The following is a 24,196-nucleotide window of genomic DNA, read 5'->3' on the forward strand; positions in this document are numbered from 1 at the left end:
CCGTCCGGAGTCCGCCCTGTGGGCGAGTTCTCGCCGGAAACGTCGAGTCGGCCGTTCACCCCGGCGTAATGTTCCCCTGAAGAAAACACACTGTGTCCAGCCCTTTTCCCGCCCTCGCGGCCAGTCCCATCTAGGAGTTCCTCGGTGACCCAACCATCGACCGCACACGCCGCGAAAGTCATCGCCGTGACCGTCGCGGCAGCCGTGGGCGGTTTCCTGTTCGGCTTCGACAGCTCGGTCATCAACGGCGCCGTCGACTCCATCCAGGACAACTTCGCGCTCAGTTCGTTCGTGACCGGTTTCGCCGTCGCCATCGCCCTGCTCGGCTGTGCCGTCGGCGCATGGTTCGCCGGACGCCTCGCCGACAGTTGGGGCCGCAAGCGCGTGATGCTCCTCGGCTCCGCCCTGTTCGTCATCTCGTCGATCGGGTCCGGTCTGGCCTTCAGCGTTCCCGATCTCATGCTGTGGCGCGTGCTCGGCGGCCTCGGCATCGGTATCGCCTCGGTCATCGCACCCACCTACATCTCCGAGATCGCACCCGCCCGCTACCGCGGTGCGCTCGCATCGCTGCAGCAGCTCGCCATCACCCTCGGCATCTTCGCGGCCCTGCTGTCCGACGCGGTCCTGCAGAACGCCGCCGGTGGAGCGTCGAACGAGCTGTGGTGGAATCTCGAGGCCTGGCGGTGGATGTTCCTCGTCGGCGTCGCGCCCGCCGTCCTCTACGGCGTACTGGCGCTGACGATCCCGGAGTCGCCCCGCTATCTCGTCGGCAAGGACATGGACGAAGAGGCCGCGGCCGTGCTGGCCAACGTCACGGGCGAACTCCGGCCCGACGAGCGTGTCCGCGAGATCCGGCTGACGCTGCGGCGGGAGTCGAAGGCGTCCTTCGGCGACATCCGCGGCCCGGTCTTCGGTCTGCAGCCGCTGGTGTGGGTCGGCATCACGATGGCCGTCTTCCAGCAGTTCGTCGGTATCAACGCGATCTTCTACTACTCGACGACCCTGTGGAAGTCGGTGGGCTTCACCGAGAACCAGTCGTTCACGACGTCGGTGATCACGGCCGTGATCAACGTGCTCATGACGTTCGTCGCGATCCTGTTCGTCGACAAGATCGGCCGCCGTCCGCTGTTGATGACCGGTTCGATCGGCATGTTCGTCAGCCTGTTGCTCGCCGCGATCGCCTTCTCGCAGGCGGTCGGCAGCGGTGAGGACGTCGAACTGCCGGCACCGTGGGGGGCGCTCGCGCTCGTCGGCGCGAACGCCTTCGTGATCTTCTTCGCTGCCACCTGGGGCCCGATCATGTGGGTGATGCTCGGCGAGATGTTCCCGAACCGCATGCGCGCAGTGGCCCTCGGCATCAGCACCGCCGCCAACTGGGTCGCGAATTTCACGGTGACGCTGGCGTTCCCGCCGCTCACCTCCGCGGTCGGACTGTGGTTCCTGTACGGACTGTTCGCGTTCTTCGCCCTGCTGTCGTTCTTCTTCGTCAAGTCGAGGATTCCCGAGACCAAGGGCATGGAACTCGAGGAGATGCAGAGCTAGTCGATACAGACGCGAGGGGCGGTATCCGGATCACCGGATACCGCCCCTCGTGTCTGTGTGTACCTGGGTCCGGCCGGACTCAGCCCGCTTCGCGGTCGGACTGCTCGACCGCCGAGGGGCGCGACCGTTCCTCGGGTTCGCTGTCCAGGCCGGCGACCCAACCGGTGACCTGACGCGCCACGTCCTGGGCCGTCAGACCGAGTTCGGCGTGGATCTCGTTGCGGGAGGCGTGATCGAGGAACTTCTGCGGCACCCCGAGATCGCGCGTGGGCACGTCGACGTCGTTGCGGCGCAACGCGGCGGAGACCGCCGAGCCGACACCACCGTGGAGGCCGCTGTCCTCGATCGTGACGACGATCCGGAAGCCACGGGCGAGGTCGACCACCGCGTCGGGCACCGGGAACACCCACCGCGGGTCGACGACGGCAGCGTCGATGCCCTGCTTGGAGAGACGATCGGCGACGTCGAGCGCGAGACCGGCGAAGGCACCGACCGCGACGATCAGTGCGTCGCCGCGACGCGATGGCGGCATCCGCAGCACGTCGACGGTGCCGTCGAGACGCTCGATCGTCGGGATGTCTTCTCCCACCGAGCCTTTGGGGAAGCGGAGGACGGTCGGTCCGTCGGAGACGTCGAGCGCCTCACCGAGTTCCTCGCGCAGCGTCGCCCCGTCGCGTGGAGCGGCGACCCGGATGCCGGGGACGATGCCCAGCAAGGACAGATCCCACATGCCGTTGTGGCTGGCGCCGTCGGAGCCCGTCACACCCGCACGGTCGAGCACCACGGTGACCGGCTGCTTCAGCAGCGCGACGTCCATGAGCAGCTGGTCGAACGCCCGGTTGAGGAAGGTCGAGTAGACGGCGACGACGGGATGCATCCCGCCGAGCGCGAGACCTGCCGCCGAGGTCACCGCGTGCTGTTCGGCGATGCCGACGTCGAAGGTGCGATCGGGGAACCGTTCGCCGAACTTGGCGAGGCCGGTCGGCCCGGGCATCGCGGCGGTGATGGCCACGACGTCCTCCCGCTTCTCCCCCAGCGCGATGAGTTCGTCGGAGAAGACCGACGTCCAGTCGGGGGCGGAGGCGGACTTCGCGCGACCCGTGCGCGGATCCATCACGCCCGTGGCGTGCATCTGATCGGCGAGGTGGTTCTCGGCGGGCGCGTAGCCGGCTCCCTTGCGGGTGACGGCGTGGACCAGGACGGGGCCGCCGTACGCCTTCGCACGGCGCAGAGCGGATTCCATCGCCTGCTCGTCGTGCCCGTCGACGGGGCCGAGATACTTGATGCCCAGATCGGTGAAGAGCACCTGGGGGCTGACCGCGTCCTTCACGCCGGACTTCATGCCGTGCAGCACCGAGTAGGCCGCCGAGCCGATCCAGGGGATCCGCTTGACGATGCGCCGACTGTTGTCGAGCACCTTCTCGTAGCCGGGCTTGAGGCGCAGCGCCGCGAGGTGCTCGGCGAGACCGCCGATCGTGGGGGCGTAGGAGCGGCCGTTGTCGTTGACGACGATCACCATCGAGCGGTTCTGCCCGGCGGCGATGTTGTTGAGCGCCTCCCAGCACATACCACCGGTCAGCGCGCCGTCGCCCACCACGGCCACCACGGTCCGATCGGACTGTCCGGACAGCGAATAGGCCTTGGCGAGTCCGTCGGCGTACGACAGGGCCGCCGAGGCGTGCGACGACTCGATCCAGTCGTGTTCGCTCTCCGCGCGGCACGGGTAGCCGGACAACCCGCCCTTCTGCCGGAGACTGTCGAACTCGTCGCGACGACCGGTGAGGATCTTGTGGACGTAGGCCTGGTGACCGGTGTCGAAGAGGATCGGATCGCGTGGCGAATCGAACACCCGGTGCAGAGCGATGGTCAGCTCGACGACGCCGAGATTGGGCCCGAGGTGACCGCCGGTCGCCGCGACCTTCTCGACCAGGAATTCCCGGATCTCCCCCGCGAGCTCGGTGAGCTCCACAGGGGAGAGTCGACGCAGATCGTCGGGCGACTGGATGCGGGACAGAACACCCAACTGGAACAGCTCCCTCCGGCTCGTGGCTCACGCTCGTCGCGCGAGTGATTTCCTCAGTCTACGGAGCGCGGGAACGGAGCGTCTCCCGCCACCGCCTCGCTTCCGCGTGATCTCCTGGTCACCGGCGGACGGATCGTCCGCCGGTGAGCGAGGTCACCCTCACGAGGAGATGTCGGCGCGATCTGCCGGCGACTTCTCCTCGACGAGGTCGATGGTGGTGCGCAACGCCTGGTTCGGAATCAGCACCACTGCCACCAGGGTAACGACCGCGAACGCCGCCGCCACGAGGAAGAGGGTCGCCGTCGCGTCGCCGTAGGCGGCACGGATGACTTCCGCCACGGGTGCGGGCAGCTGGGAGAAGTCGAGGCTTCCGCCCGATCCGCCGCCGGAGGTGTCCACACCGAGCTTCGCGAGGCCGTCGGCGGAGATCGTCGCGACGCGGGACGCGAGGATCGAGCCGAGCACCGACACACCGATCGCGCCACCGAAGGTGCGGAAGAAGGCGACCGAGCTGCTCGCGGCGCCGATGTTGCGCACGCTGACGGTGTTCTGCACGGCGAGGACGAGGTTCTGCATCAGCATGCCGGTGCCCAGACCCACGATCGCGATGTACACGCTGATCAGCGTGAGCGAGGTGAGGTGGTCGACCGTGCCGAGCAGGCCGAAACCGACCATCTGCAGGATCGCGCCGCCGATCAGGAAGCCCTTCCACTTGCCGAAGCGCGTGATGAGCTGACCGGAGAGCATCGACGAGACGAGCGTGCCGGCGACCATCGGGATGGTGAGCAGACCGGCCACCGTCGGGCTGTAGGCCCGCGAGGTCTGGAAGTACTGACCGAGGAAGGTCGTGGCACCGAACAGACCGATACCGACTGCCACGGACGCGATGATCGCGAGGCCGGTGGTGCGTTCGGTGACGATCTTCAGCGGGATGATCGGATCGGCGACCTTCGACTCGACGATCAGCGTCGCGACGAGCAGGACGATGCCGGCACCGACGTAGAGGGCGGACTCGAGCGAGAACCACTCGTAGTAGCCGGCCTTACCCGCGAAGGACACCCACACGAGCAGGACGCTCACGGCGGCGGTGATGAGCGTGGCGCCGAACCAGTCGATGCTCACGTTCTCCTTGCGGACGGTCGCGACGTGCAGCGTGCGCTGCAGCAGGATCAGCGCCACGACGGCGATCGGCACGCAGACGTAGAAGCACCAGCGCCAGCCGAGGAGGTCGACGATGACACCACCGAGCACGGGTCCACCCGACATGGCGACGGCCATGACGGCGCCCATGTAGCCGGAGTACCGGCCACGCTGACGGGGCGGGATGATGCTGCCGATGATCGCGACGACGAGAGCGGTCAGACCACCCATGCCGATGCCCTGGATCACGCGGGCGGCGAGCAGGACCGGCACGTTGTGCGCGATACCGGCCAGCACCGAGCCGATCACGAAGACCAGGATCCCCAGCTGGACGAGCATCTTCTTGTTGAACAGGTCGGCGAACTTGCCCCAGATGGGCGTCGACGCGGCGTTCGCGAGGAGGGCCGTGGTGATGACCCAGGCGTACTGGGTCTGGGTGCCGTTCAGGTCGGCGATGATCGTCGGCAGGGCGGTCGAGACGATCGTGCTGCTCAGCAGCGCCGTGAAGAGAGCGGCGAGGAGGCCCGACAGCACGACGAGGATCTCGCGGTGCGTCATCTGCTCCTCGGCTGCCGGAGCATCCGGCTGCGCTCCCGATCCGGAGACTGTGGTCATGAATTGGTCCTTCGAGTATCGATGACGAGCGGAGCCAGGGACGAGGTGAGACGGTCGAGCGTCGTGATGGCGCCCGCGATCTCGTCCTCGTGCCAGTCCGCGAGTTCTGCGGAGAGCCGTTCGGTTCGGCGCTTCTTCACGAGTTCGAGGATCTCGATACCCGCGACCGAACAACTCACCCGATGAGCGCGACGATCGTCGGGATCGGGATGTCGATCCACGAGGCCTCGCTCGACGAGTTCGGCGATCTGTCTGCTCAACGACGACTGGCTGACGCACATCTCGACGGCGAGCTCGCTGGGGCGGCACTCCCCCATCCGTGCGAGCACGAACAGCACCGCGACGAGCGCGGAAGGAAGCACATCGGTGTCGTGGTGCACGAGTGCACCACGCAGCGTGCGACCGAACATGAAGATGGCGTCGGCGAGTTCGTGGGCCTGAGCCTTTTCCGGCACAGCGAACCTCCGTCGGAACGAACTAATTGATTACGTCATGCAACTATACAGATTAGTTGCGTACTACAAGCAATCGTATTTTCATGTCACACGGACTACCCCGATGCGGTCTCCGTCACACCTCTTCCGAGCGGTGCGGCGGGAACCCTGTTCAACGGGTGAACAGACCGATGCATTCCACGTGATGGGTGGAGGGGAACGCCGCGAAGGCCCGGACGTCCGTCAACTCGAATCCGTGGTCCCGGTACAGACCCACGTCCCGACCGAAGGACGCGGGATCACAGCCGACGTGGACGATCCGGCGAGGTCCCGCCGCGGCCACGGCGGCCACCACGTCCTTGCCCGCCCCCGCGCGCGGCGGATCGAGGACGACCACCTCGGGAGCCGGCAGATCAGGGATGATCCGCTCCACCCGTCCGTGACGGAAGGACACCTGATCGAGGTCGGCGAGCGCCTCGATCCCGTCGTCGACCGCGGTCTTCGACGACTCGACCGACACCACCCGGCCGGACGGACCGACCTGCTCGGCGAGCACGGCCGCGAAGACCCCCACTCCGCCGTACAGATCCCATGCCGTCGCACCCTCCGAGGCCCGCGCCCAGTCGGCCACCGCAGCCGAATAGGTCGACGCAGCGCCGCGATGGGCCTGCCAGAAACCGGTCGGAACCAACCGCCACTCGCGCTCGCCGACCCGCTCGACCACGCGTCCCGGGCCTTCGATCACCTTCTCCGGACGAGGCGCGTTCACCGCCGCCCGTCGCGACGCCGCGCCGCGCCGGCCCTGCCGCCGGGCACCCCCCGAGAGGACCGGAGGTGCGATCTCCACCACGTGCCGCCTGCCGTCCGCGTCGAGCACGACCTGCAGCTCCGCTCCCGGCTGCCACACACGATCGGCGAGACCGACGTAGGCGTGCGGATCGATCTGCGGGCACGCAAGTTCCGGGACGACCTCGTTGCTGCGATACCGGCGGTAACCGGGGTTCCCCACCACGTCCACCGCGAGCCGGACCCGGGTGCGCCACAGGGTGCCGTTGGACGCACCGCCCGGCACCTCCTCGACGGTCACTTCCCGGTCCACCCCACCGAGCCGACGCAGTTGTTCGGCCACCACGGCGCCCGTGAAACGGCGTTGAGCCTCGACGGTCATGTGCGAGAGGTCGCAGCAACCCGCTCCCCCCGGGCCGGAGATCGGGCAGACCCGCTCGACGCGGTCCTCGGACGCCTCGAGCACGTCCTCCACGTCGGCGAAACAGAACGACCCGCCCCGATCCTCGGTGACGCGAGCGAAGACCCGCTCCCCCGGCAGTCCGTGCCGCACGAACACGACGCGTCCCTCGAACCGCGCGACACACGCACCGCCGTGGGCGGGATTGCCGAGGATCACCTCGATCCTCCGGCCGGACCAATCCGTGCGCGGGTGTGCCTGACGATTCACCGCGGTTCCTCCTCGTTGTCGAACTGTCGATCCTGCCCGTTCGGGGTGGCCCGCCCCACCGCGCCGGCGTCCGCGGACGAGCGCAGCTGCCAGGGCACACTCGTCACCATCACCCCCGGCTGGAAGAGGAGCCGGCTCTTGAGCCGCAGGGCGCTCTGGTTGTGGAGCAATTGCTCCCACCAGTGCCCCACCACGTACTCGGGGATGAAGACGGTCACGACGTCGCGGGGAGAATCACGCCGCACCCGGCGGACGTAGTCGAGGACGGGCCGCGTGATCTCCCGGTAGGGCGACTCGACGACCTTCAACGGCACGGTCAGATCGCTCTTCTCCCACTCGAGGACGAGACGCCGGGTGCTCTCGTCGTCGACGTTCACGGTGATCGCCTCGAGCGTGTCGGGGCGTGTCGCCCGCGCATAGGCGAGGGCGCGCATCGTGGGCAGGTGCAGGGTCGAGACGAGCACGATCGAATGGGTGCGGCTGGGCAGCACGCCGTCCCAGTCCGCCCTCTCGAGTTCCGCGGCGACCGTGTCGTAGTGGTGCCGGATCGCCTTCATGAGCCCGAACGCGACGACCATGGTCACCACCGCGATCCACGCACCGGCGGCGAACTTGCCCGTCAGCACGACCAGCAGCACCACCGACGTGGAGACGCATCCGACACCGTTGATCAACCGCGATCGGGTCATGCGGCCCCGGGCCGCCGGATCCGTCTCGGTGCCCAGTTCCCGCGTCCAGTGACGCACCATGCCGGCCTGTCCCAGGCTGAACGCGACGAACACACCCACGATGTACAGCTGGATCAACCGGGTGACCTCGGCCTCGAAGACCCACACGAAGACGATCGCGATCCCGGCGAGGAAGAGGATGCCGTTGCTGAAGGCGAGCCGGTCGCCGCGGGTGTGGAACTGGCGCGGCAGGTAGCGGTTCTGCGCGAGAACCGAGCCGAGCACCGGGAATCCGTTGAAGGCCGTGTTGGCGGCGAGCACGAGGATCACGGCGGTGACGATCGTGATCAGGACGAATGCTGCCGGCACCCCCTCGAAGACGGTGTGCGCCAACTGGGAGAGCAGCGTCTTCTGCTCGTAACCCTCGGGTGCACCGCGCAGCTGGGTGTCGGGATGCTCGGCCACCACCACGCCGAGTCGCTCGGCGAGGAAGACCACCCCCAGGAACAGCGTGACGGCGACACCGCCGAGCACCAGCAGGGTCGTCGCGGCGTTGCGTGCCTTCGGCTTCTTGAAGGCCGGCACGCCCGTGCTGATCGCCTCGACACCCGTCAGCGCCGCGCAACCGGACGAGAAGGCGCGCGCGAGCAGGAGGACGAAGGCGAGCGCGGTCAGATCGGTCTGCTCGGCGACGAGTTCGAAGTCCGCCGACTCCGCACGCAGGTCGTCGCCCAGGACGAAGATCCGGAACAGCCCGGCCCCGAGCATCACCAGCATGCAGCCCACGAAGGTGTAGGTGAGCACGGCGAAGGCCCGGCCGGCGCGCCGGAGTCCGCGCAGGTTCACCGCGGTCAGCAACGCGATCGCGACGACGACGAAGAGCACCTTGTGCCGGGCGACGAACGGGACGGCCGATCCGACCGTCGCCGCCGCGGACGACAGCGACACCGCGACCGTCAGGACGTAGTCGACGAGCAGCGCACTGCCCACGGTCAGTCCTGCCGTGGGGCCGAGATTCTTCGTGGCGACCTCGTAGTCGCCGCCGCCGGACGGGTAGGCGCGCACGGTCTGGCGGTAACCGGCGATCACGATCACGAGCACGAAGGCGACCGCGAGACCGATCCACGGGGAGAAGGCGTAGGCGGACAGCCCCGCGACGGACAGGACGAGGAAGATCTCCTCGGGTGCGTAGGCGACCGACGACAGCGCGTCGGAGGCGAAGACCGGCAGTGCGGTGCGCTTGGGCAGCAACTCGTGCCCGAGAGTGTCGCTGCGGAAGGGGCGACCCAGCACGAGCCGCTTCGCCGCGGTGGAAAGCTTGGACACGCGCAAAGCCTATGCGGTTCCGGCCCCGAAGTACCCCTCGGCCGGGTCACGACCTCTCGAAGATCGTCACGCGGTACCGTTCGGATCGGCGGTCCGCTGCGGTCCGTCTCGGAAAGATCGACCGGAACGGAGTCCACGGGTGTACGTGGTGGTGATGGGGTGCGGTCGGGTCGGTTCGGCGGTGGCCACCGCTCTCGTCCGGCTCGGTCACGAGGTCGCGGTCATCGACCGCGACGAGAGCGCGTTCGGACGGCTCGGCCCGGACTTCCCCGGGCACACGGTGCTCGGCATGGGCTTCGACCGCGACGTCCTGATCTCCGCCGGCATCGAACGAGCCGATGCCTTCGCGGCGGTCTCGTCCGGCGACAACTCGAACATCATCTCGACGCGCGTGGCTCGGGAGACCTTCGGCGTCGAGCGCGTCGTCGCGAGGATCTACGACGCCAAGCGGGCCGCGGCGTACGAGCGGCTCGGCATCCCCACCGTGGCGACGGTGCCGTGGACCACCGACCGTTTCCTGCATGCGCTCACGCACGACAGCGAGACCGCCCGTTGGCGCGATCCCACCGGATCCGTCGCCATCGCCGAGGTGAACGTGCACGAGGGGTGGGTCGGACGACGCGTCACCGAACTCGAGGAGGCCACGGGTTCGCGTGTCGCGTTCCTGATCCGGTTCGGCACCGGACTGCTGCCCGACCGCAGGACGGTGCTGCAGGCCGACGACTCCGTCTACATCGCGGCCGTGTCGGGTTCGGTCTCGGAGGCGATCACGCACGCCGAGAACCCGCCGGTCGACGAGAACTGACCCGTCCACCCGAGAGGAAGCCCACATGAAGGTGGCGATCGCCGGCGCCGGCGCGGTGGGGCGCTCGATAGCGCGGGAACTGCTGCGCAACGCCCACGAGGTGATGCTCATCGAACGCAAGCTCGACCACGTCGAACCCGAGTCCGTGCCGGACGCGACATGGGTCCACGCCGACGCCTGCGAACTCAGCTCGCTCGAATCCACCGGACTCGAACAGTACGACGTCGTGATCGCGGCGACGGGTGACGACAAGGCCAACCTGGTCCTCAGCCTGCTCGCGACCACCGAGTTCGGTGTCCCGCGGGTCGTGGCCCGCGTCAACGATCCGCGCAACGAGTGGCTGTTCGACGAATCGTGGGGTGTGGACGTCGCGGTCTCCACCCCGCGCATGCTTGCGGCGCTGGTCGAAGAGGCCGTCACCGTGGGCGATCTGGTGCGGCTGATGACGCTGCGCAAGGGCGCGAATCTGGTGGAGGTCACCCTGCGCGACACCACCGCCCTCGCCGGGAAACCGGTCCGGAAACTGGAACTGCCGCGCGATACGGCCCTGGTGGCGATCCTGCGCGGGGGGCGGGTGATCGTCCCGCAGCCGGACGACCCGCTCGAAGGCGGGGACGAACTGCTGTTCGTCACGGCGGAGGACGTCGAGGACGATCTCCGGCAGGCGGTGAACCGCTAGTCGCGGAGGCTGTGCCGACTGGTCGCGGAGGCTGTGCCGACTGGCCGCGGAGGCTGTGCCGACTGGCCGCGGAGGCTGTGCCGACTAGTCGCGGAGCCGGTGCTGACCGGGGAGTCGGTGCTCGTCGCGCGTGCCGTGCTCGTCACGGGACTTGTCCGACAGCGCGTCGTCCGCCGCCGGATCATCGGTCGGTGCGGCGTCGACCGATGCGTCGTCGACCGTCTCCGCGGGCGGGGGTTCGACGATGCGGTCGGCACGCCGGACCGCCCAGAGTGTCACGAGCAGGGCCAGCGCGGTCAGCGGCCAGCCCATGCCGATCCGGGCCACCGCGAGCCAGCCGGTGCGGTCCTCGTCGTAGAGGTGGTTCTGCACGAGATAGCGACCGAGGAAGACCAGGGTCCATGCGAGGGTCGCGACGTCGTACGCGCGCACCGCGGTGTGATGCGAGCGCCACCGCGATCCCTGGCCGTTGAGCATTCCCCAGATCACGCCCACGAGCGGTCTGCGGACGAGCACGGACAACAGGAAGGCGCCCCCGTAGACCAGGCTCGCGTAGATCCCGAAGAGGAAGTATCCCTTCGCATCGCCGGTGCGATGAGCGATGAAGGCACACAGCGCGACTCCGAAGAAGCCCGAGATCGCGGGCTGGATCGGGGTGCGCTGGATCAAACGCCACACGAGCACCGCGAGAGCGGCGCCCAGCGCGGACCAGATGGCGACGGTGAGGCCCCAGAGGCTGTTGACGGGAACGAACACCAGGACCGGCAGCGTCGAATAGATCAACCCGCTGATACCACCGAGTTGTTCGAGCATCGTCTGCTGGTTGGTGTTGCTCACTCCTACGAGCCTGCCACATCCGGCACAGGGCCACGACCCCGCATGCACCGGGTTGTCGCCCCCGAGGTGCACCGATCAGGCGGGCTCGCGCAGCTCGTAGTAGGGGTTGTAGATCACCTTGCGTCCGTCGCGTTCGCCGACACGACCGCGCACCGTCAACGTACGCCCGGGCTCGATTCCCGGGATGCGCCGACGGCCGATCCACACGAGCTGGATCGAGTCGGTCCCGTCGAAGAACTCCGCCTCGACGACGGCGGCAGCAGCACGCGAACACGACTCGACACTGCGAAGACGTCCGTACATGGTCACTTCCTGACCGCGGGCGCATTCGACGACGGGTAGAGCGCCCGTGGAGTGCGAGGATTCGGCCATCTCCTCGGCATCGAGTTCTTCGATGTCCTCGGTGAGCCGCCGTGTGAGCCGACGCAGGCAGCCGGCCGGGGAAGCCATAACACGCTCCTGTACGGAAGGGGCACGGATCTCGTGCCACCGGACTCTTCTTCGACCGCCACTGTAGACGCATTCTCGCCGGATACAAGTTGCACGGTGCACACGCGCGTGCAGCCGCCCTTCGTCCTGCTGTGCGGGCAGGTGAGCGCGGTCTCCGGGGGCCGATGGTGCAGGATCGTCCGCATGTCCCACAGCGAATCCCCGGTCCCCCCGACCGTCGGCACCGCGGTCGTGCTTCCCGGCACGGGTTCGGACGCATGCTTCGCCGAGAAGGCGTTCGGCGCCGAACTCCGACGGCGGGGCATCACCCCGATCGCCGTCGATCCGGATCCGCGCGGTGTGGTGGCCAGCTATCTCGCCGCGCTCGACGACGCGGCCGGGAACGGACCGATCCTCGTGGGAGGGGTGTCGATCGGAGCGGCCGTCGCGGTGAGGTGGGCGTTCGACAATCCGGGCCGGGCCGTCGGCGTCCTCGCTGCCCTACCTGCATGGACCGGCGATCCGCGGGAGGCGCCGGCCGCCGCGAGTGCGCGGTGGACGGCCTCCGAGCTACGGACCCACGGGATCGATGCGGTCACCGCTGCGATGACGGCGTCGAGTCCGTCCTGGCTCGCGCGGGAACTGAGGCGTTCGTGGAGCGCCCAATGGCCCGATCTCCCGGCCGCACTGGACGAGGCCGCGCGCTATCGGGCACTCGACGTCGACGAACTGCGGTCCGTGGCCGTGCCGGTCGGCATCGCCGCCGCGGTGGACGACGCGGTCCATCCGCTCGAGGTGGGGCGGCAATGGGCGCGGGAGATCCCTCGCGCGGAACTCGCGACGGTGACACTCGAACAGGTCGGGGACGATCCCTCCGTGCTCGGGAGGCTGTGCCTCACCGCGCTCGACAGGATCGTCCCCGTCCCGAACCGATGATCGGTCTCGGTCTCAGAAGCCGAGTTGCTGCATCGCCGAACCGGATTCGCCCCGACGCGGCGGCGTCTGCTGAGTGGGCGGAACCTGCTGCGTCTGCTGGGTGGGCTGTGCCGGCGGGGCCGTCCGCGGAGCGGGTTGCGCCGGAGCCGTGCCCTGCTGGGGCGCGGCCTGTTGTTGCTGCTGCGCGGCGGCGGCCTGCTGTTGCTGCTGCTGGGCCGCGACGAGCTGGCGGGTGAGTGCCTCGGGCAGCACGATCGGCAGCGGCGTACGGACCGGATGGGGCTCGGATCCGCGGCGGACGACGGTGCCGGAGATCACCGACCGCGCGATCCCGACGAGTTCGGAGTCGGCTCCGGCGTTCCCGGCGGGCGCTGCGACGACGCAGCGGATCATCCAGCGGAAGCCGTCGACACCGATGAACCGGAGATCCGCGTTCGCGGTCCTGCCGTGCAGTTCGCGGCCCCACGGCCCCGATTCGATGCTGACCTCGGCCTTGTCGTTGCGCAGCGTCTCCGCGAGCTCCGCGGCGACCTCGCGCCACTGTCCCGGCGACTTCGGTGCCGCGTACGCGGAGACCGTGATGCGCCCGAACTGGGTCACGAGGTGGACGTTCTGCGGCGTGCCGTTCGGTGCCATCTCGACCTGGATCTGGCCACCGGCCGGGAGCGGAACGAGCACGGATCCGAGGTCGAGACGGGAGGCCGTCACCGTCTCCTCGTCGACCTCGTCGATGTCGTACGGGCCGGAATCGGCCGCACTTCCGGTGGCGTACTCGTCGTACTCCTCGTCGGAGGGCTCGTCGTACGCGCCGAGGTCGCCGGCGGGTGCGGCGTCGGCCGCCTCGACGTTCGACCCGCGGTCCTTGCGGCGTCGTCCGAACATGTCAGGAACCCTCCTTCACGAGGCCGGCGTGCCCGCCGCTCGATCCGTATCCGCCGCTGCCCCGCGCCGTGTCGTCGAGCTCGTCCACTTCGACGAAGTCGACGAGTTCGACACGCTGGACGAGCAGCTGCGCGATGCGGTCGCCCCGGCGGAGTTCGACGGCGCGCTCGGTGTCGTGGTTGATCAGGCACACCTTGATCTCTCCACGGTAGCCCGCGTCGACCGTCCCGGGAGTGTTCACGACGGACAGGCCGAACTTGGCGGCGAGGCCCGAACGGGGGTGGATCAGGCCGACCGTGCCCACGGGCAGCGCGACGGCGATGCCGGTGCCGACGAGCGCCCGCTCCCCCGGGCCGAGAGTCACGTCGACCGACGTGCACAGGTCCACACCGGCGTCACCGGGGTGGGCACGAGTGGGCACGGGGAGCTCCGGATCGAGCCGGCGCAGCGGTATCGGGGGAAGATCGGTCACGTCGTCCGAGACTACTCGCGTGCCGGGCCGCTCCACCGAGCCGACTATCCTTACGGTGTGTCCCGTTCCTCGCGCACCTCACCGACTACTCCTCCGACGGCCGACGCTCCGACCTTCTCGGAGCGGATGTGGGTGCCGTGGTGGTGGTGGCCGATCGGGCTCGGTGTGGCCGCTCTGCTCGCGGCCGAGCTGCACATGGGCGCGCCGGGGATGTACGCGTGGCTGCCCTACGTCCTTCTGCTCCCGGTTCCGATCTGGGTGCTGACCTGGCTCTCACGCAGCCGGGTCGAGGCGGTCGGCGGCGAACTCGTCGTCGGTCGCGCACATCTGCCCGTCGACGTGATCTCGCGGGGTGTGGTGGTGCCGGCGTCGGCCAAGAGTGCCGCGATGGGACGCCAGCTCGATCCGGCGGCGTTCGTCCAGCACCGCCCCTGGGTGCGGACCATGGCGCTCGTCGTGCTCGACGACCCGGAGGATCCGACGCCCTACTGGCTGGTGAGCACGCGGCGGCCTGCCGAACTGCTCGCGGCGCTGGGTTGCGACGAGTCGGGCCGCAAGGACGATCCGACCCGCAAGTAGGGCTGCTCGAACGGGAATCGGCCCCGGATACGACAGGGCCCGGATACGACAGGGCCCCGGATGCCGGGAACAGCGGAGGCTGCCGCGGCGCCGGGGCACGCACGAGGGAGACGCGGGTGACCACGGCGCACCGTCGTCACCCGGCCTCGTTCCGCACCTATGTCCTCATCACGCTGCGCAGTCCCGGCAGATCATGACACCGTTCTCCTCGCTTGCGAGTCTGCTCCGGTGATGCACCAGGAAACAGCTCGAGCAGGTGAACTCGTCGGCCTGCTTCGGGACGACACGCACCGACAGCTCTTCGCCGGACAGATCCGCCCCGGGCAGCTCGAAGGACTCGGCGGTGTCCGATTCGTCGACGTCCACCACCGCGGACTGGGCCTCGTTGCGCCGGGCCTTCAGTTCCTCGAGTGAATCCTCCGACACATCGTCGCTGTCGGTCCGCCGGGGTGCGTCGTAGTCAGTCGCCATTTCCTCTTACCTTCTAGTACTCGTACCGGTAGCCGGCCGGGACACGGACGGTGCTCCCGGCCAGGGCAACGCACGGCCGTCCGTTGGAGTTCCCGACGGGTGTGTCACTGCTGTGGCATACCCGAATTCACTCTGTTTTCGCGCCGCACCGCCCCTTCTTGGACGGTTCGGCCGCCGAACAATAGCCGACCTCACGCACGAATATGCAATCGATGCGTGGAAACGCCGGAAATTGTCGGGCAATCGTCATCAACAACACAACGGCTCGTGACATTTCCTCGGGTCGGCGGTTCCACCGACCACGTCCACGACCTCTACAGTGAGTGCGACGAACCCGGCATGACACGAGAGGCAGGGCCGCGTGGTTTCCCTGATCACCGAAGGAAGCGCAAGCGATGATCGCGGCCGCCCGTTCCGTCGGCGCCGGGTGGTCCCGGCCGCCGTCGCGGGTGCCGTCCTCGCCGCCGCCACCATCGTCGTGTGGACGTCCGTGTTCACCTCGTCCGAGCCCGTCACGACCACGGTGGCGTGCAATGCTCCTCCGACCGAGGCCACCGATCCCGAAGGCCCGCAACCGGCCCCACTCGGCGAGGTCGTGGACCGGTCGACGCTGCTCGAGGTCGAACCCGCTCCCCTGGCGGCCACCCGGGTGCGCGTCTACAACGCCAACGGCGAACGCGGCCAGGCCACGCACGTGGCCGCCCAGTTGAGCGATTACGGTTTCTCGAGCCCGCCCGACGTGCAGGCCGGCAACGATCCGGTCTACGTCGACCAGAACATGCAGTGCCAGGGGCAGATCCGGTTCGGCGAGGCCGGACGCGCGGCTGCGTCCTCGGTGTGGTTGCTCGCCCCGTGCGCCGAGTTGGTGCAGGACACACGCGAGGACGACACGGTCGATCTCGCGCTGGGGACCTACTTCCGGGACATCTCCCCCGGGGCGGATGCCGAGGAGGTCCTGCGGGCGTTACGCGAGGTCCCGGTGGGCGAGCAGACGGCTCCGCTCGACCTCGATCTGCTCACGGCCGCACGCAATGCCCGGTGCTGAATCTCTTTTCACAGACCGCGCATCCTGTTTTTCGTCACTACTGCGATAAAAGGTGACGAACGGCAATTCGTGATGTGACGAATCGGTCAATTCGGAATTGGGTCGAGCGCTCCGATTTCGGCGAGCAGAGTTTCGAAATCGGCGGCGATCCCCGGCGCGGCCGCGACCGTGAGCTCGCCGTCGTCCCCGGTGCCGTTCGGGACACGTACCACCGCACCGGCTTCCGCAGCGACGAGCGCACCCGCCGCCCAGTCCCAGGGACCGAGTCCGTGTTCGTAGTGGGCGTCGACCCTGCCGGCCGCGACCATGCACAGGTCCAGGGCGGCCGCTCCGACCCGCCGGATGTCGCGCACCCTCGGTAGCAGCGCCGCCACGAGCTGTCCCTGACGCGCGCGTCGTTCCGGCGAGTACGAGAAGCCGGTCGCCACGAGCGCCAGGCGCGGATCCGTCACGGGATTGCATCGCAACGGCACCCGCGCGCCGTCGACGTCCAGATGGGCACCGAGACCCTCTGCCGCCGAGAACGTCTCCCCCGAAGCGATGTCGACGACGGCACCGGCCACCGAGCGCCCGTCGACCCGCGCGGCCACCGAGACCGCCGAGGCAGGGAGTCCGTAGACGAAGTTGACGGTACCGTCGATGGGATCGACCACCCAGACGACTCCGCTCCCCGCCGTGGACGTCCCGCCGTCGGCCCCGGTCTCCTCGCCGAGGAAGGCGTCGCCCGGCCGCAGTTCCGTGAGCCGGCGCCGGATGAGTTCCTCGCTCTCGGTGTCGGCGGCGGTGACGGGATCGGTCACCGTCGATTTCGTCCCGACACGAGCGGCCTCCCCCGAACCCGGAGGACCGAACAGCTCGACCCGGCGTGCACGGACGTAGGAGGCGGCCTCACGTGCAACGGTCACCGCCACGTCCCTCAATGCGGACAACTCGGATTCGGGGAGTGTTCTCTGTGCGTACACGAACCGATCCGAACACAGTGCCGACGGTTTCGCCACCGGCCCCGCACCCGGCGGCACCGGGCATTATCGTTTCCACACGAGCGGAGCAGCCGGCCCCACACAGCGAGAGGAAGTACGCAATGGCACAGGACGTCCCCACGGACCGATCGACTGCCGTCAACCACGGGTTCGGAGTCGACATCGGGGGCAGTGGCGTCAAGGGTGCCGTGGTGGATCTCGACACGGGCCGTCTGGTCGGCGACCGGATCAAGATCCTCACTCCGCAACCGTCCACTCCGGAGGCCGTGGCGAAGACGGTGGCGCAGATCGTCGAGCAGGCCGGCTGGACGGGCCCCGTCGGCGTGACACTGCCGAGCGTGGTCACCGGAGGCGTCGCCCGCACCGCCGCCAACATCGACAAGTCGTGGATCGGCACCGACGCCGGATCCCTCTTCTCGCGGGTGCTCGGCGACCGGGACGTCTCGGTGCTCAACGACGCGGATGCCGCGGGGATCGCCGAGGACCGCTTCGGTGCCGCCAAGGACACCGACGGCGTGGTGATCCTGCTGACCTTCGGCACCGGGATCGGTTCGGCCGTGCTGCACAACGGTGTACTGCTGCCCAACACCGAGTTCGGGCACATGGAGGTCGACGGCAAGGAGGCCGAGCACCGCGCCGCTTCGTCGGTCAAGGAACGCAACGACCTGTCGTACAAGCAGTGGGCGAAGGAGGTCTCCCGCGTCCTCACCCGCTTCGAGGCCCTGCTCTGGCCCGACCTGTTCATCGTGGGCGGCGGTATCAGCCGCAAGCACGAGAAGTGGGTCCCACTCCTGACCAACCGCACCCCGGTGGTCCCCGCCGAACTGCGCAACGCGGCGGGAATCGTAGGGGCTGCATATGCTGCGAAAACAGGTGTCACTCCCTGAGTCCGGCGCATCGGCTGCCCGAGGGATCGTTACAATGGTCCCCAGCAGGCCGGAACCGGCCCCCATCCCGACAGACCTCTCCGCCGGAATCACTCTGGCGCGACGCCGCACTACCTCGTCACGAAAGGGCGTACGTGGCAGCCACCGACATCCACACCGCTGATTCCGCCAACGAATCGGCACCCGTTGCGGACGCTTCGAGCGTCGCAGGCGCTGCGGACTCCGCGGAGGGCACCGCTCCCGGTGCCAAGCCGCCGGCGAAGAAGACCGCTGCGAAGAAGGCCCCCGCGAAGAAGGCAGCCGCCAAGAAGGCTCCTGCGAAAAAGGCAGCCAAGAAGACCACCGCGAAGAAGGCAGCAAAGAAAGCCACGAAGGCTGCAGGTTCGGGCGACGAGGACTTCGACGCCACCGAGGAAGCGGACCTCGCAGACCTCGAGGTCTCGGAGGGTGATCTCGCCGGCGCCGAGGATGTCGTGGTCGACGACGACGAGCCCAGCGAGAAGGACAAGGCCTCGGGCGACTTCGTCTGGGACGAGGAGGAGTCCGAGGCGCTGCGTCAGGCACGTAAGGACGCCGAGCTCACCGCATCGGCCGACTCCGTGCGCGCCTACCTCAAGCAGATCGGCAAGGTCGCCCTCCTCAACGCCGAGGAGGAGGTCGAGCTCGCCAAGCGCATCGAGGCCGGTCTGTACGCGACCCACATGCTGCAGCAGCTGGCGGAGAAGGGCGAGAAGCTCCCCGTCGCCCAGCGCCGCGATCTGAATTGGATCTGCCGCGACGGCAACCGAGCCAAGAACCACCTGCTCGAGGCGAACCTCCGCCTCGTCGTCTCGCTCGCCAAGCGCTACACCGGCCGCGGTATGGCGTTCCTGGACCTCATCCAGGAAGGCAACCTCGGTCTGATCCGCGCGGTCGAGAAGTTCGACTACACCAAGGGTTACAAGTTCTCCACCTACGCCACCTGGTGGATCCGTCAGGCCATCACCCGCGCCATGGCCGACCAGGCCCGCACCATCCGTATCCCGGTGCACATGGTCGAGGTCATCAACAAGCTCGGTCGTATCCAGCGCGAGCTGCTCCAGGATCTGGGCCGCGAGCCCACACCCGAGGAGCTCGCCAAGGAAATGGACATCACGCCGGAGAAGGTGCTGGAGATCCAGCAGTACGCGCGTGAGCCCATCTCCCTCGACCAGACCATCGGCGACGAGGGCGACAGCCAGCTCGGCGACTTCATCGAGGACTCCGAGGCCGTCGTGGCCGTCGACGCCGTCTCCTTCACCCTGCTGCAGGATCAGCTGCAGTCGGTGCTCGAGACCCTGTCCGAGCGCGAAGCGGGCGTCGTGCGTCTGCGCTTCGGCCTCACCGACGGCCAGCCGCGCACCCTCGACGAGATCGGTCAGGTCTACGGCGTGACGCGCGAGCGCATCCGCCAGATCGAGTCGAAGACCATGTCGAAGCTGCGCCACCCGTCGCGGTCGCAGGTGCTGCGCGACTACCTCGACTGACCTCCGTCACGCGGAACAGTCATACGGAACGAGGGCCATCCGATGGGGTGGCCCTCGTTCTGCGTTCCGGGCCACAGGCCCGCTAGAGGAGTTCCGGCTCGTCTCCGGGAAGGCGCTGGCGCCCCTCGCGTCCGGGGAGCCGTGCGGATGCGAACCGCATGACCGGTTCGACGACACGCGCGGCCACCGGACCGAGCACCGCGGTGATCATCACGTATGCCGAGGCGAGAGCCGCGAGGCGGCTGTCGACGTGGCCGGAGGCGACGGCCAGTCCGGCGATCACGATGGAGAACTCTCCCCGGGCGATGAGTGCGGCGCCGGCGCGCGCCCGGCCCATCACGGCGATACCGTGATGGGCCGCCGCGATCCATCCGGTGACGAGCTTCGTCAGCGCGGTCAGCACGGCCAGCAGGACCGCCCAGCCGAGCACCGGCGGTATAGCCGTCGGATCGGTGTTCAGTCCGAAGAAGACGAAGAAGATGGCGGCGAACAGGTCGCGGAGCGGTTCGAGGACCCGGACCGCGTTGTGTGCCGTCGAACCGGAGATGGCGATGCCCAGCAGGAAGGCTCCCACGGCCGCCGACACCTGCAGGGCCGACGCGATCCCCGCCACCAGCAGCGCTGCGCCGAGCAGCTTGAGCAACAGCGTTTCCCGGTCGGGGCTGTCGAGCACGACCGAGACGTAGCGTCCGTACCGCACCACCAGGACCAGCACCACGGTGACGAGACCGAGCGAGATCGCGACGGCTTCGAGGCCGCCGAGCAGGCTCACGCCCGCCAGGATCGCGGTGAGGATCGGGAGGTAGACGGCCATCGCGAGATCCTCGAAGACGAGAATCGACAGGACGACCGGTGTCTCACGATTGCCGAGGCGTCCCAGATCGGCGAGAACCTTCGCCACGATCCCGGACGACGAGATGTAGGTCACGCCCGCGAGCACGAAGGCACCGATGGGACCGAGACCCAGGATCAACGCGACGGCGGCTCCCGGCACCGCATTCAGAGCAAGGTCGAGCAGGCCTCCCATCCGGGAGCGTCTCAGGCCGCTGATCAACTCGTTCGCGGTGTACTCGAGCCCGAGCAGCAACAGCAGCAGGACCACGCCGATCTCGCTGGCGAGGTGACTGAACGCCCCGATGTCGCCGAGTTGGATGAAGCCACCGTTGCCGAAGCACAGGCCGCCGATCAGATAGAATGGGATCGGCGACATGCCGATCCGCGCCGCGAGCCGGCCGAGGACGCCGAGTCCGAAGAACACCGCACCCAGTTCGATGAGTGCGAGTGTCGTGGTGTTCATTCCGCGGGATCAGCCGTTGCGCAGGATCCTGGCGGCAGCGTCGAGACCGTCCGCTGTGCCGACCGCCACCAGGATGTCCCCACCCGTGAGGACGAAGTCGGGTGTCGGGGACGGCATGACCTGACCGGCACGCATCACGGCCACGACCGACACGCCGGTGCGCGTGCGCAGCGCCGTGTCGCCCAGTACCGCTCCGTCGAACCGCGAATCCTCGTGGATGTGGAGCTGGCGAGTGAGGATTCCGGGCAGGTCGCGGTGGTCCTCACGCAATTGGGCGACGAGCTGTGGGGCACCGAGGAGATTGCTGAGCGTCGCTGCCTCCTCGACGGTGAGAGGCAGGGAGGCGGCACACGCGTCGGGGTCGCCCGCCTTCGAGATGATGAGGTCGCTGTGACCGTCCCGATGGGTGATCACCCCGATGCGGCGTCCGGAGGCGAGTTCGAAGTCCTTGCGTACACCGATCCCGGGTAGCGGCGTCACGTCGACGATCATGGCCGAAAGACTAGTCCTCCGGACCGACGACGTCCGCCTGCTCCCGGTCGAGGGGTGCGAACCGGCCGTCCGGTCCCGGCAGGTAGGGCATCACCTCCACCACGGCATCGACGGGCAGCGGCCCGTAGAGGTGGGGGAAGCGCATGGACTCCGGGTCCCCCGGCACGCCGGGTTCGAAACGGAGCGGGTCGACGAGACGCGTCGGATCGACATGCAACAAGAGCAGATCCGTACGGCCTGAGTACAAGCGGTCGGCGGGCAGGTGCACCTGGTGCGGCGTGGAGAGGTGGACGAAACCCTGGGTCCCGAGGGACTCCGGTGCGACCGCCCCGAGGGGTCGGAAGTGGTCCCACTCGTCGCGGGAGATGATGTGCAGCAGGGTCTCGGTCATGGCGTCATTGTGCGTCGGACGGCCTCTCCGGGGCGTTCCCGGCCCCCTGGAGCTCTGCGCTGTGAGCGAACACACTGTGCGGAAAACGGCCATGTCGCAGCGTTTTCGCTGTTCGATGCGTGAAACACGCCACCATTGGGCATCCAGGGGAACAACACGTGAATACGAATCGTCTGTCAGAGTAGATCCACCGCGCCGGCCGGTGCGGCGGACCAGACCCCGGCACCCGATATGAGCGGTGGCCAGTTTGGAGGAGTCATGCCCGGTACGTTGACCAGCCCGAAGTTGACCGCTGCAGATCGCTGCGATCGGTGCAATGCCGCCGCTCGTGTCCGCGCCGTCCTTCCGACCGGCGGAGAACTGTTGTTCTGCGGGCACCACGCGAACGAGCACACCGACCGCCTCCGTGAACTCGGAGCGACGATCGTGAGCGAGTCCGACGCCACCGTGTGATCCGCCGTCCGGAACCACGGTTCCGAGACCCGACCGAACGGGCGACCACCTCGAGGTGGTCGCCCGTTCTCGTCGTCACCAGCTGCGCAGGATCGCGATCCGGTCGCGCAGTTGCTCGGCGGTCGCCATCGCCGTCGGCGGACCACCGCACTGGCGACGCAGTTCGCCGTGGATCACCCCGTGCGGCTTCCTGGTCCGGTGGTGCACGACCGCGACGAGCGAATTGAGTTCGCGGCGGAGCTGGGCGAGGGTGTCGGCAGTTTCGACCCGCTCGGTCACCTGGGGCGGCGGAGTGGGTGCCGGTGCGGCCTTCGGCTTGTTCAGCTGCTGTTCCTGACGCTGACGCAGCAGTGCCCGCATCTGTTCCGCGTCCAGCAGACCCGGGAGTCCCAGATAGTCGGCCTCCTCGTCGGAACCGGCGAATGTCGCGGTGCCGAACGAGGATCCGTCGTAGATGACCTGATCGAGTTCGGCGTCCGCTCCGAGCGAGTGGTAGGCCTTCTCGTCCTCGCCGGGTTCGTCCTTGCGCCGGTTCGCGTCGGCGAGCAGCTCGTCGTCGAAGCCCTCCTTGACCCGGTGCGGCTTGCCGAGGATGTGGTCGCGCTGGGCCTCGAGCTGGCTGGCGAGCTCGAGCAGCACCGGCACGGACGGCAGGAAGACACTGGCGGTCTCCCCCTTGCGCCGCGACCGCACGAAGCGGCCGATCGCCTGTGCGAAGAACAACGGGGTCGAGGCGCTGGTCGCGTACACACCCACCGCGAGTCGCGGGACGTCGACGCCCTCGGACACCATGCGCACGGCGACCATCCACCTCTGGTTGCCCTCGCTGAACTGCGAGATGCGCTCGGAGGCGGTGGGATCGTCCGAGAGCACGACGGTCGGTATCTCGCCGGTGATCGACTCGAGGATCTTCGCGTACGCCCGCGCGGTGGTCTGGTCGGTGGCGATGACGAGGCCACCGGCGTCCGGCATGCCGCCGGCACGCAGCTGCTGCAGACGGGTGTTCGCCGCCCCCAGCACCGCGGGAATCCAGTCGCCCTGGGGATCGAGGGCCGTCCGCCACGCCCGGGCCGTCTGCTCGGCGCTGAGAGGCTCCCCCAGCCGCGCGGTGAACTCCTCCCCCGCACTCGTGCGCCAGCGCGCCTCGCCCGAGTACGCGAGGAACACGACGGGGCGCACGACGCCGTCGGCGAGCGCGTCGGCATAGCCGTAGGCGTGATCGGCCTTGGACTGCAGCAGACCGTCCTCGTTCGGCTCGTAGCTCACGAACGGGATCGCACTGTCGTCGCTGCGGAAGGGTGTACCGGTCAGCGCCAGACGGCGGGTCGCGTCCCCGAACGCCTCGAGGATGCCCTCACCCCAGCTCTTCGCGTCGCCACCGTGGTGGATCTCGTCGAGGATCACCAGGGTGCGGCGCCCCTCCGTACGCACGCGGTGCTTGAACGGATGCGAGGCAACCTGCGCGTAGGTGACCACGACGCCCTGGTAGTCGCTCGACGTCTGTCCGGTGGAGTTCGTGAAGTTCGAGTCGAGCGCGATACCGATGCGGGCCGCAGCACCCGCCCACTGGTGCTTGAGGTGCTCGGTGGGGGCGACGACCGTGATCTGGTCGACCGTCCGGTCGCGCAACAGCTCCGACGCCACCCGGAGGGCGAAGGTCGTCTTACCGGCGCCGGGGGTCGCGACGGCGAGGAAGTCACGCGGCTTCGTCGCGAGGTACTTGGTGAGGGCGCGGCGCTGCCAGGCACGCAGCTGGGCCACAGGGGCGGAGGTCGTAGCTTGTCCGACGGTTTCGGTGCTCACCGGTTTCTCGTGCTCCTTGTCCGCTTCGCTCGGGTCGGTGCCACCGCAC

The 24,196-nt window shown here is 68.5% G+C and carries 24 protein-coding genes; 9 read left to right on the plus strand and 15 right to left on the minus strand.

Annotated features, from left to right (window positions below):
- Positions 1 to 144: 144 nt before the first annotated feature.
- Positions 145 to 1,542 (plus strand): sugar porter family MFS transporter, encoded by a 1,398-nt coding sequence (locus tag B9C99_RS13205; protein ID WP_088898189.1) that lies wholly within the window; start codon positions 145 to 147, stop codon positions 1,540 to 1,542.
- A gap of 79 nt (positions 1,543 to 1,621) precedes the next feature.
- Here B9C99_RS13205 and dxs read toward each other — a convergent pair whose 3' ends face one another.
- From dxs to B9C99_RS13230, 5 genes are all read right to left on the minus strand, one after another.
- Positions 1,622 to 3,565: a 1-deoxy-D-xylulose-5-phosphate synthase gene (dxs, locus tag B9C99_RS13210; RefSeq protein ID WP_088898190.1), complete on the minus strand. Its 1,944-nt coding sequence runs from the start codon at positions 3,563 to 3,565 to the stop codon at positions 1,622 to 1,624.
- A 159-nt stretch (positions 3,566 to 3,724) separates the two neighbouring features.
- The gene (locus B9C99_RS13215; RefSeq protein WP_088898191.1) at positions 3,725 to 5,320 is read right to left on the minus strand and encodes an MDR family MFS transporter; all 1,596 of its coding nucleotides are present in this window, start codon (positions 5,318 to 5,320) and stop codon (positions 3,725 to 3,727) included.
- Positions 5,317 to 5,775, minus strand: coding sequence for a MarR family winged helix-turn-helix transcriptional regulator (locus B9C99_RS13220; RefSeq protein WP_016694457.1), 459 nt, complete (start codon positions 5,773 to 5,775; stop codon positions 5,317 to 5,319). Before B9C99_RS13220 ends, B9C99_RS13215 begins: the two co-directional genes overlap by 4 nt.
- Before the next feature lie 151 nt (positions 5,776 to 5,926).
- Entirely contained in the window at positions 5,927 to 7,210 is a 1,284-nt protein-coding gene (locus B9C99_RS13225; protein WP_016694458.1) for a class I SAM-dependent RNA methyltransferase, read from the minus strand.
- On the minus strand, positions 7,207 to 9,204 hold the full coding sequence (locus B9C99_RS13230; protein ID WP_016694459.1) for an APC family permease: 1,998 nt from the start codon (positions 9,202 to 9,204) through the stop codon (positions 7,207 to 7,209). Before B9C99_RS13230 ends, B9C99_RS13225 begins: the two co-directional genes overlap by 4 nt.
- 139 nt (positions 9,205 to 9,343) lie before the next feature.
- On the opposite strand from B9C99_RS13230, the gene B9C99_RS13235 reads away from it, so the two are divergent.
- Together B9C99_RS13235 and B9C99_RS13240 are read left to right on the plus strand one after the other, a co-directional pair.
- A complete protein-coding gene (locus B9C99_RS13235) occupies positions 9,344 to 10,009 on the plus strand; it encodes a TrkA family potassium uptake protein (protein ID WP_016694460.1) in 666 nt (221 codons plus the stop codon).
- A 25-nt stretch (positions 10,010 to 10,034) separates the two neighbouring features.
- On the plus strand, positions 10,035 to 10,688 hold the full coding sequence (locus tag B9C99_RS13240; protein ID WP_016694461.1) for a TrkA family potassium uptake protein: 654 nt from the start codon (positions 10,035 to 10,037) through the stop codon (positions 10,686 to 10,688).
- An 84-nt stretch (positions 10,689 to 10,772) separates the two neighbouring features.
- Here B9C99_RS13240 and B9C99_RS13245 read toward each other — a convergent pair whose 3' ends face one another.
- Together B9C99_RS13245 and B9C99_RS13250 are read right to left on the minus strand one after the other, a co-directional pair.
- Positions 10,773 to 11,525, minus strand: coding sequence for a DUF3159 domain-containing protein (locus B9C99_RS13245; RefSeq protein ID WP_088898192.1), 753 nt, complete (start codon positions 11,523 to 11,525; stop codon positions 10,773 to 10,775).
- A 75-nt stretch (positions 11,526 to 11,600) separates the two neighbouring features.
- On the minus strand, positions 11,601 to 11,975 hold the full coding sequence (locus B9C99_RS13250) for an OB-fold nucleic acid binding domain-containing protein (RefSeq protein ID WP_088898193.1): 375 nt from the start codon (positions 11,973 to 11,975) through the stop codon (positions 11,601 to 11,603).
- A gap of 183 nt (positions 11,976 to 12,158) precedes the next feature.
- Between B9C99_RS13250 and B9C99_RS13255 the strand changes: the two genes are divergently transcribed.
- Positions 12,159 to 12,890 (plus strand): alpha/beta hydrolase, encoded by a 732-nt coding sequence (locus B9C99_RS13255; RefSeq protein WP_216359305.1) that lies wholly within the window; start codon positions 12,159 to 12,161, stop codon positions 12,888 to 12,890.
- A gap of 12 nt (positions 12,891 to 12,902) precedes the next feature.
- On the opposite strand, the gene B9C99_RS13260 is transcribed toward B9C99_RS13255, so the two are convergent.
- Together B9C99_RS13260 and dut are read right to left on the minus strand one after the other, a co-directional pair.
- Entirely contained in the window at positions 12,903 to 13,772 is an 870-nt protein-coding gene (locus B9C99_RS13260; protein WP_088898195.1) for a DUF3710 domain-containing protein, read from the minus strand.
- A 1-nt stretch (position 13,773) separates the two neighbouring features.
- On the minus strand, positions 13,774 to 14,244 hold the full coding sequence (gene dut, locus B9C99_RS13265; protein WP_016694466.1) for a dUTP diphosphatase: 471 nt from the start codon (positions 14,242 to 14,244) through the stop codon (positions 13,774 to 13,776).
- Between the two features lie 126 nt (positions 14,245 to 14,370).
- Between dut and B9C99_RS13270 the strand changes: the two genes are divergently transcribed.
- Positions 14,371 to 14,823, plus strand: coding sequence for a DUF3093 domain-containing protein (locus tag B9C99_RS13270; protein WP_016694467.1), 453 nt, complete (start codon positions 14,371 to 14,373; stop codon positions 14,821 to 14,823).
- A 168-nt stretch (positions 14,824 to 14,991) separates the two neighbouring features.
- Here the strand turns inward: B9C99_RS13270 and B9C99_RS13275 are convergent, their stop codons facing one another.
- A complete protein-coding gene (locus tag B9C99_RS13275; RefSeq protein ID WP_006551346.1) occupies positions 14,992 to 15,294 on the minus strand; it encodes a DUF4193 domain-containing protein in 303 nt (100 codons plus the stop codon).
- A 361-nt stretch (positions 15,295 to 15,655) separates the two neighbouring features.
- Here B9C99_RS13275 and cei point away from each other — a divergent pair, with 361 nt between their 5' ends.
- Entirely contained in the window at positions 15,656 to 16,339 is a 684-nt protein-coding gene (cei, locus tag B9C99_RS13280; RefSeq protein WP_026061624.1) for an envelope integrity protein Cei, read from the plus strand.
- Between the two features lie 86 nt (positions 16,340 to 16,425).
- Here the strand turns inward: cei and B9C99_RS13285 are convergent, their stop codons facing one another.
- Positions 16,426 to 17,319: an inositol monophosphatase family protein gene (locus B9C99_RS13285; protein WP_051033002.1), complete on the minus strand. Its 894-nt coding sequence runs from the start codon at positions 17,317 to 17,319 to the stop codon at positions 16,426 to 16,428.
- Between the two features lie 101 nt (positions 17,320 to 17,420).
- Here B9C99_RS13285 and ppgK point away from each other — a divergent pair, with 101 nt between their 5' ends.
- Entirely contained in the window at positions 17,421 to 18,206 is a 786-nt protein-coding gene (gene ppgK, locus B9C99_RS13290) for a polyphosphate--glucose phosphotransferase (protein ID WP_088898196.1), read from the plus strand.
- 134 nt (positions 18,207 to 18,340) lie between these two features.
- Entirely contained in the window at positions 18,341 to 19,711 is a 1,371-nt protein-coding gene (locus B9C99_RS13295; RefSeq protein ID WP_016692739.1) for an RNA polymerase sigma factor, read from the plus strand.
- An 82-nt stretch (positions 19,712 to 19,793) separates the two neighbouring features.
- Here the strand turns inward: B9C99_RS13295 and B9C99_RS13300 are convergent, their stop codons facing one another.
- The 3 genes from B9C99_RS13300 to B9C99_RS13310 are packed head-to-tail and all read right to left on the minus strand — an operon-like array spanning position 19,794 to position 21,891.
- The gene (locus tag B9C99_RS13300; RefSeq protein WP_016692738.1) at positions 19,794 to 21,008 is read right to left on the minus strand and encodes a cation:proton antiporter; all 1,215 of its coding nucleotides are present in this window, start codon (positions 21,006 to 21,008) and stop codon (positions 19,794 to 19,796) included.
- A 9-nt stretch (positions 21,009 to 21,017) separates the two neighbouring features.
- Positions 21,018 to 21,500, minus strand: coding sequence for a cation:proton antiporter regulatory subunit (locus tag B9C99_RS13305; RefSeq protein ID WP_088898197.1), 483 nt, complete (start codon positions 21,498 to 21,500; stop codon positions 21,018 to 21,020).
- 10 nt (positions 21,501 to 21,510) lie between these two features.
- Positions 21,511 to 21,891: a DUF952 domain-containing protein gene (locus B9C99_RS13310; protein WP_088898198.1), complete on the minus strand. Its 381-nt coding sequence runs from the start codon at positions 21,889 to 21,891 to the stop codon at positions 21,511 to 21,513.
- 258 nt (positions 21,892 to 22,149) lie between these two features.
- Here B9C99_RS13310 and B9C99_RS13315 point away from each other — a divergent pair, with 258 nt between their 5' ends.
- Entirely contained in the window at positions 22,150 to 22,344 is a 195-nt protein-coding gene (locus tag B9C99_RS13315; RefSeq protein ID WP_006551338.1) for a hypothetical protein, read from the plus strand.
- A 75-nt stretch (positions 22,345 to 22,419) separates the two neighbouring features.
- On the opposite strand, the gene B9C99_RS13320 is transcribed toward B9C99_RS13315, so the two are convergent.
- Entirely contained in the window at positions 22,420 to 24,147 is a 1,728-nt protein-coding gene (locus tag B9C99_RS13320) for a DEAD/DEAH box helicase (RefSeq protein WP_229567969.1), read from the minus strand.
- Positions 24,148 to 24,196: the final 49 nt, after the last annotated feature.

Origin of the sequence: Rhodococcus sp. BUPNP1, from assembly GCF_002215235.1 — a bacterium.
Classification (GTDB): Bacteria; Actinomycetota; Actinomycetes; order Mycobacteriales; family Mycobacteriaceae; genus Rhodococcus.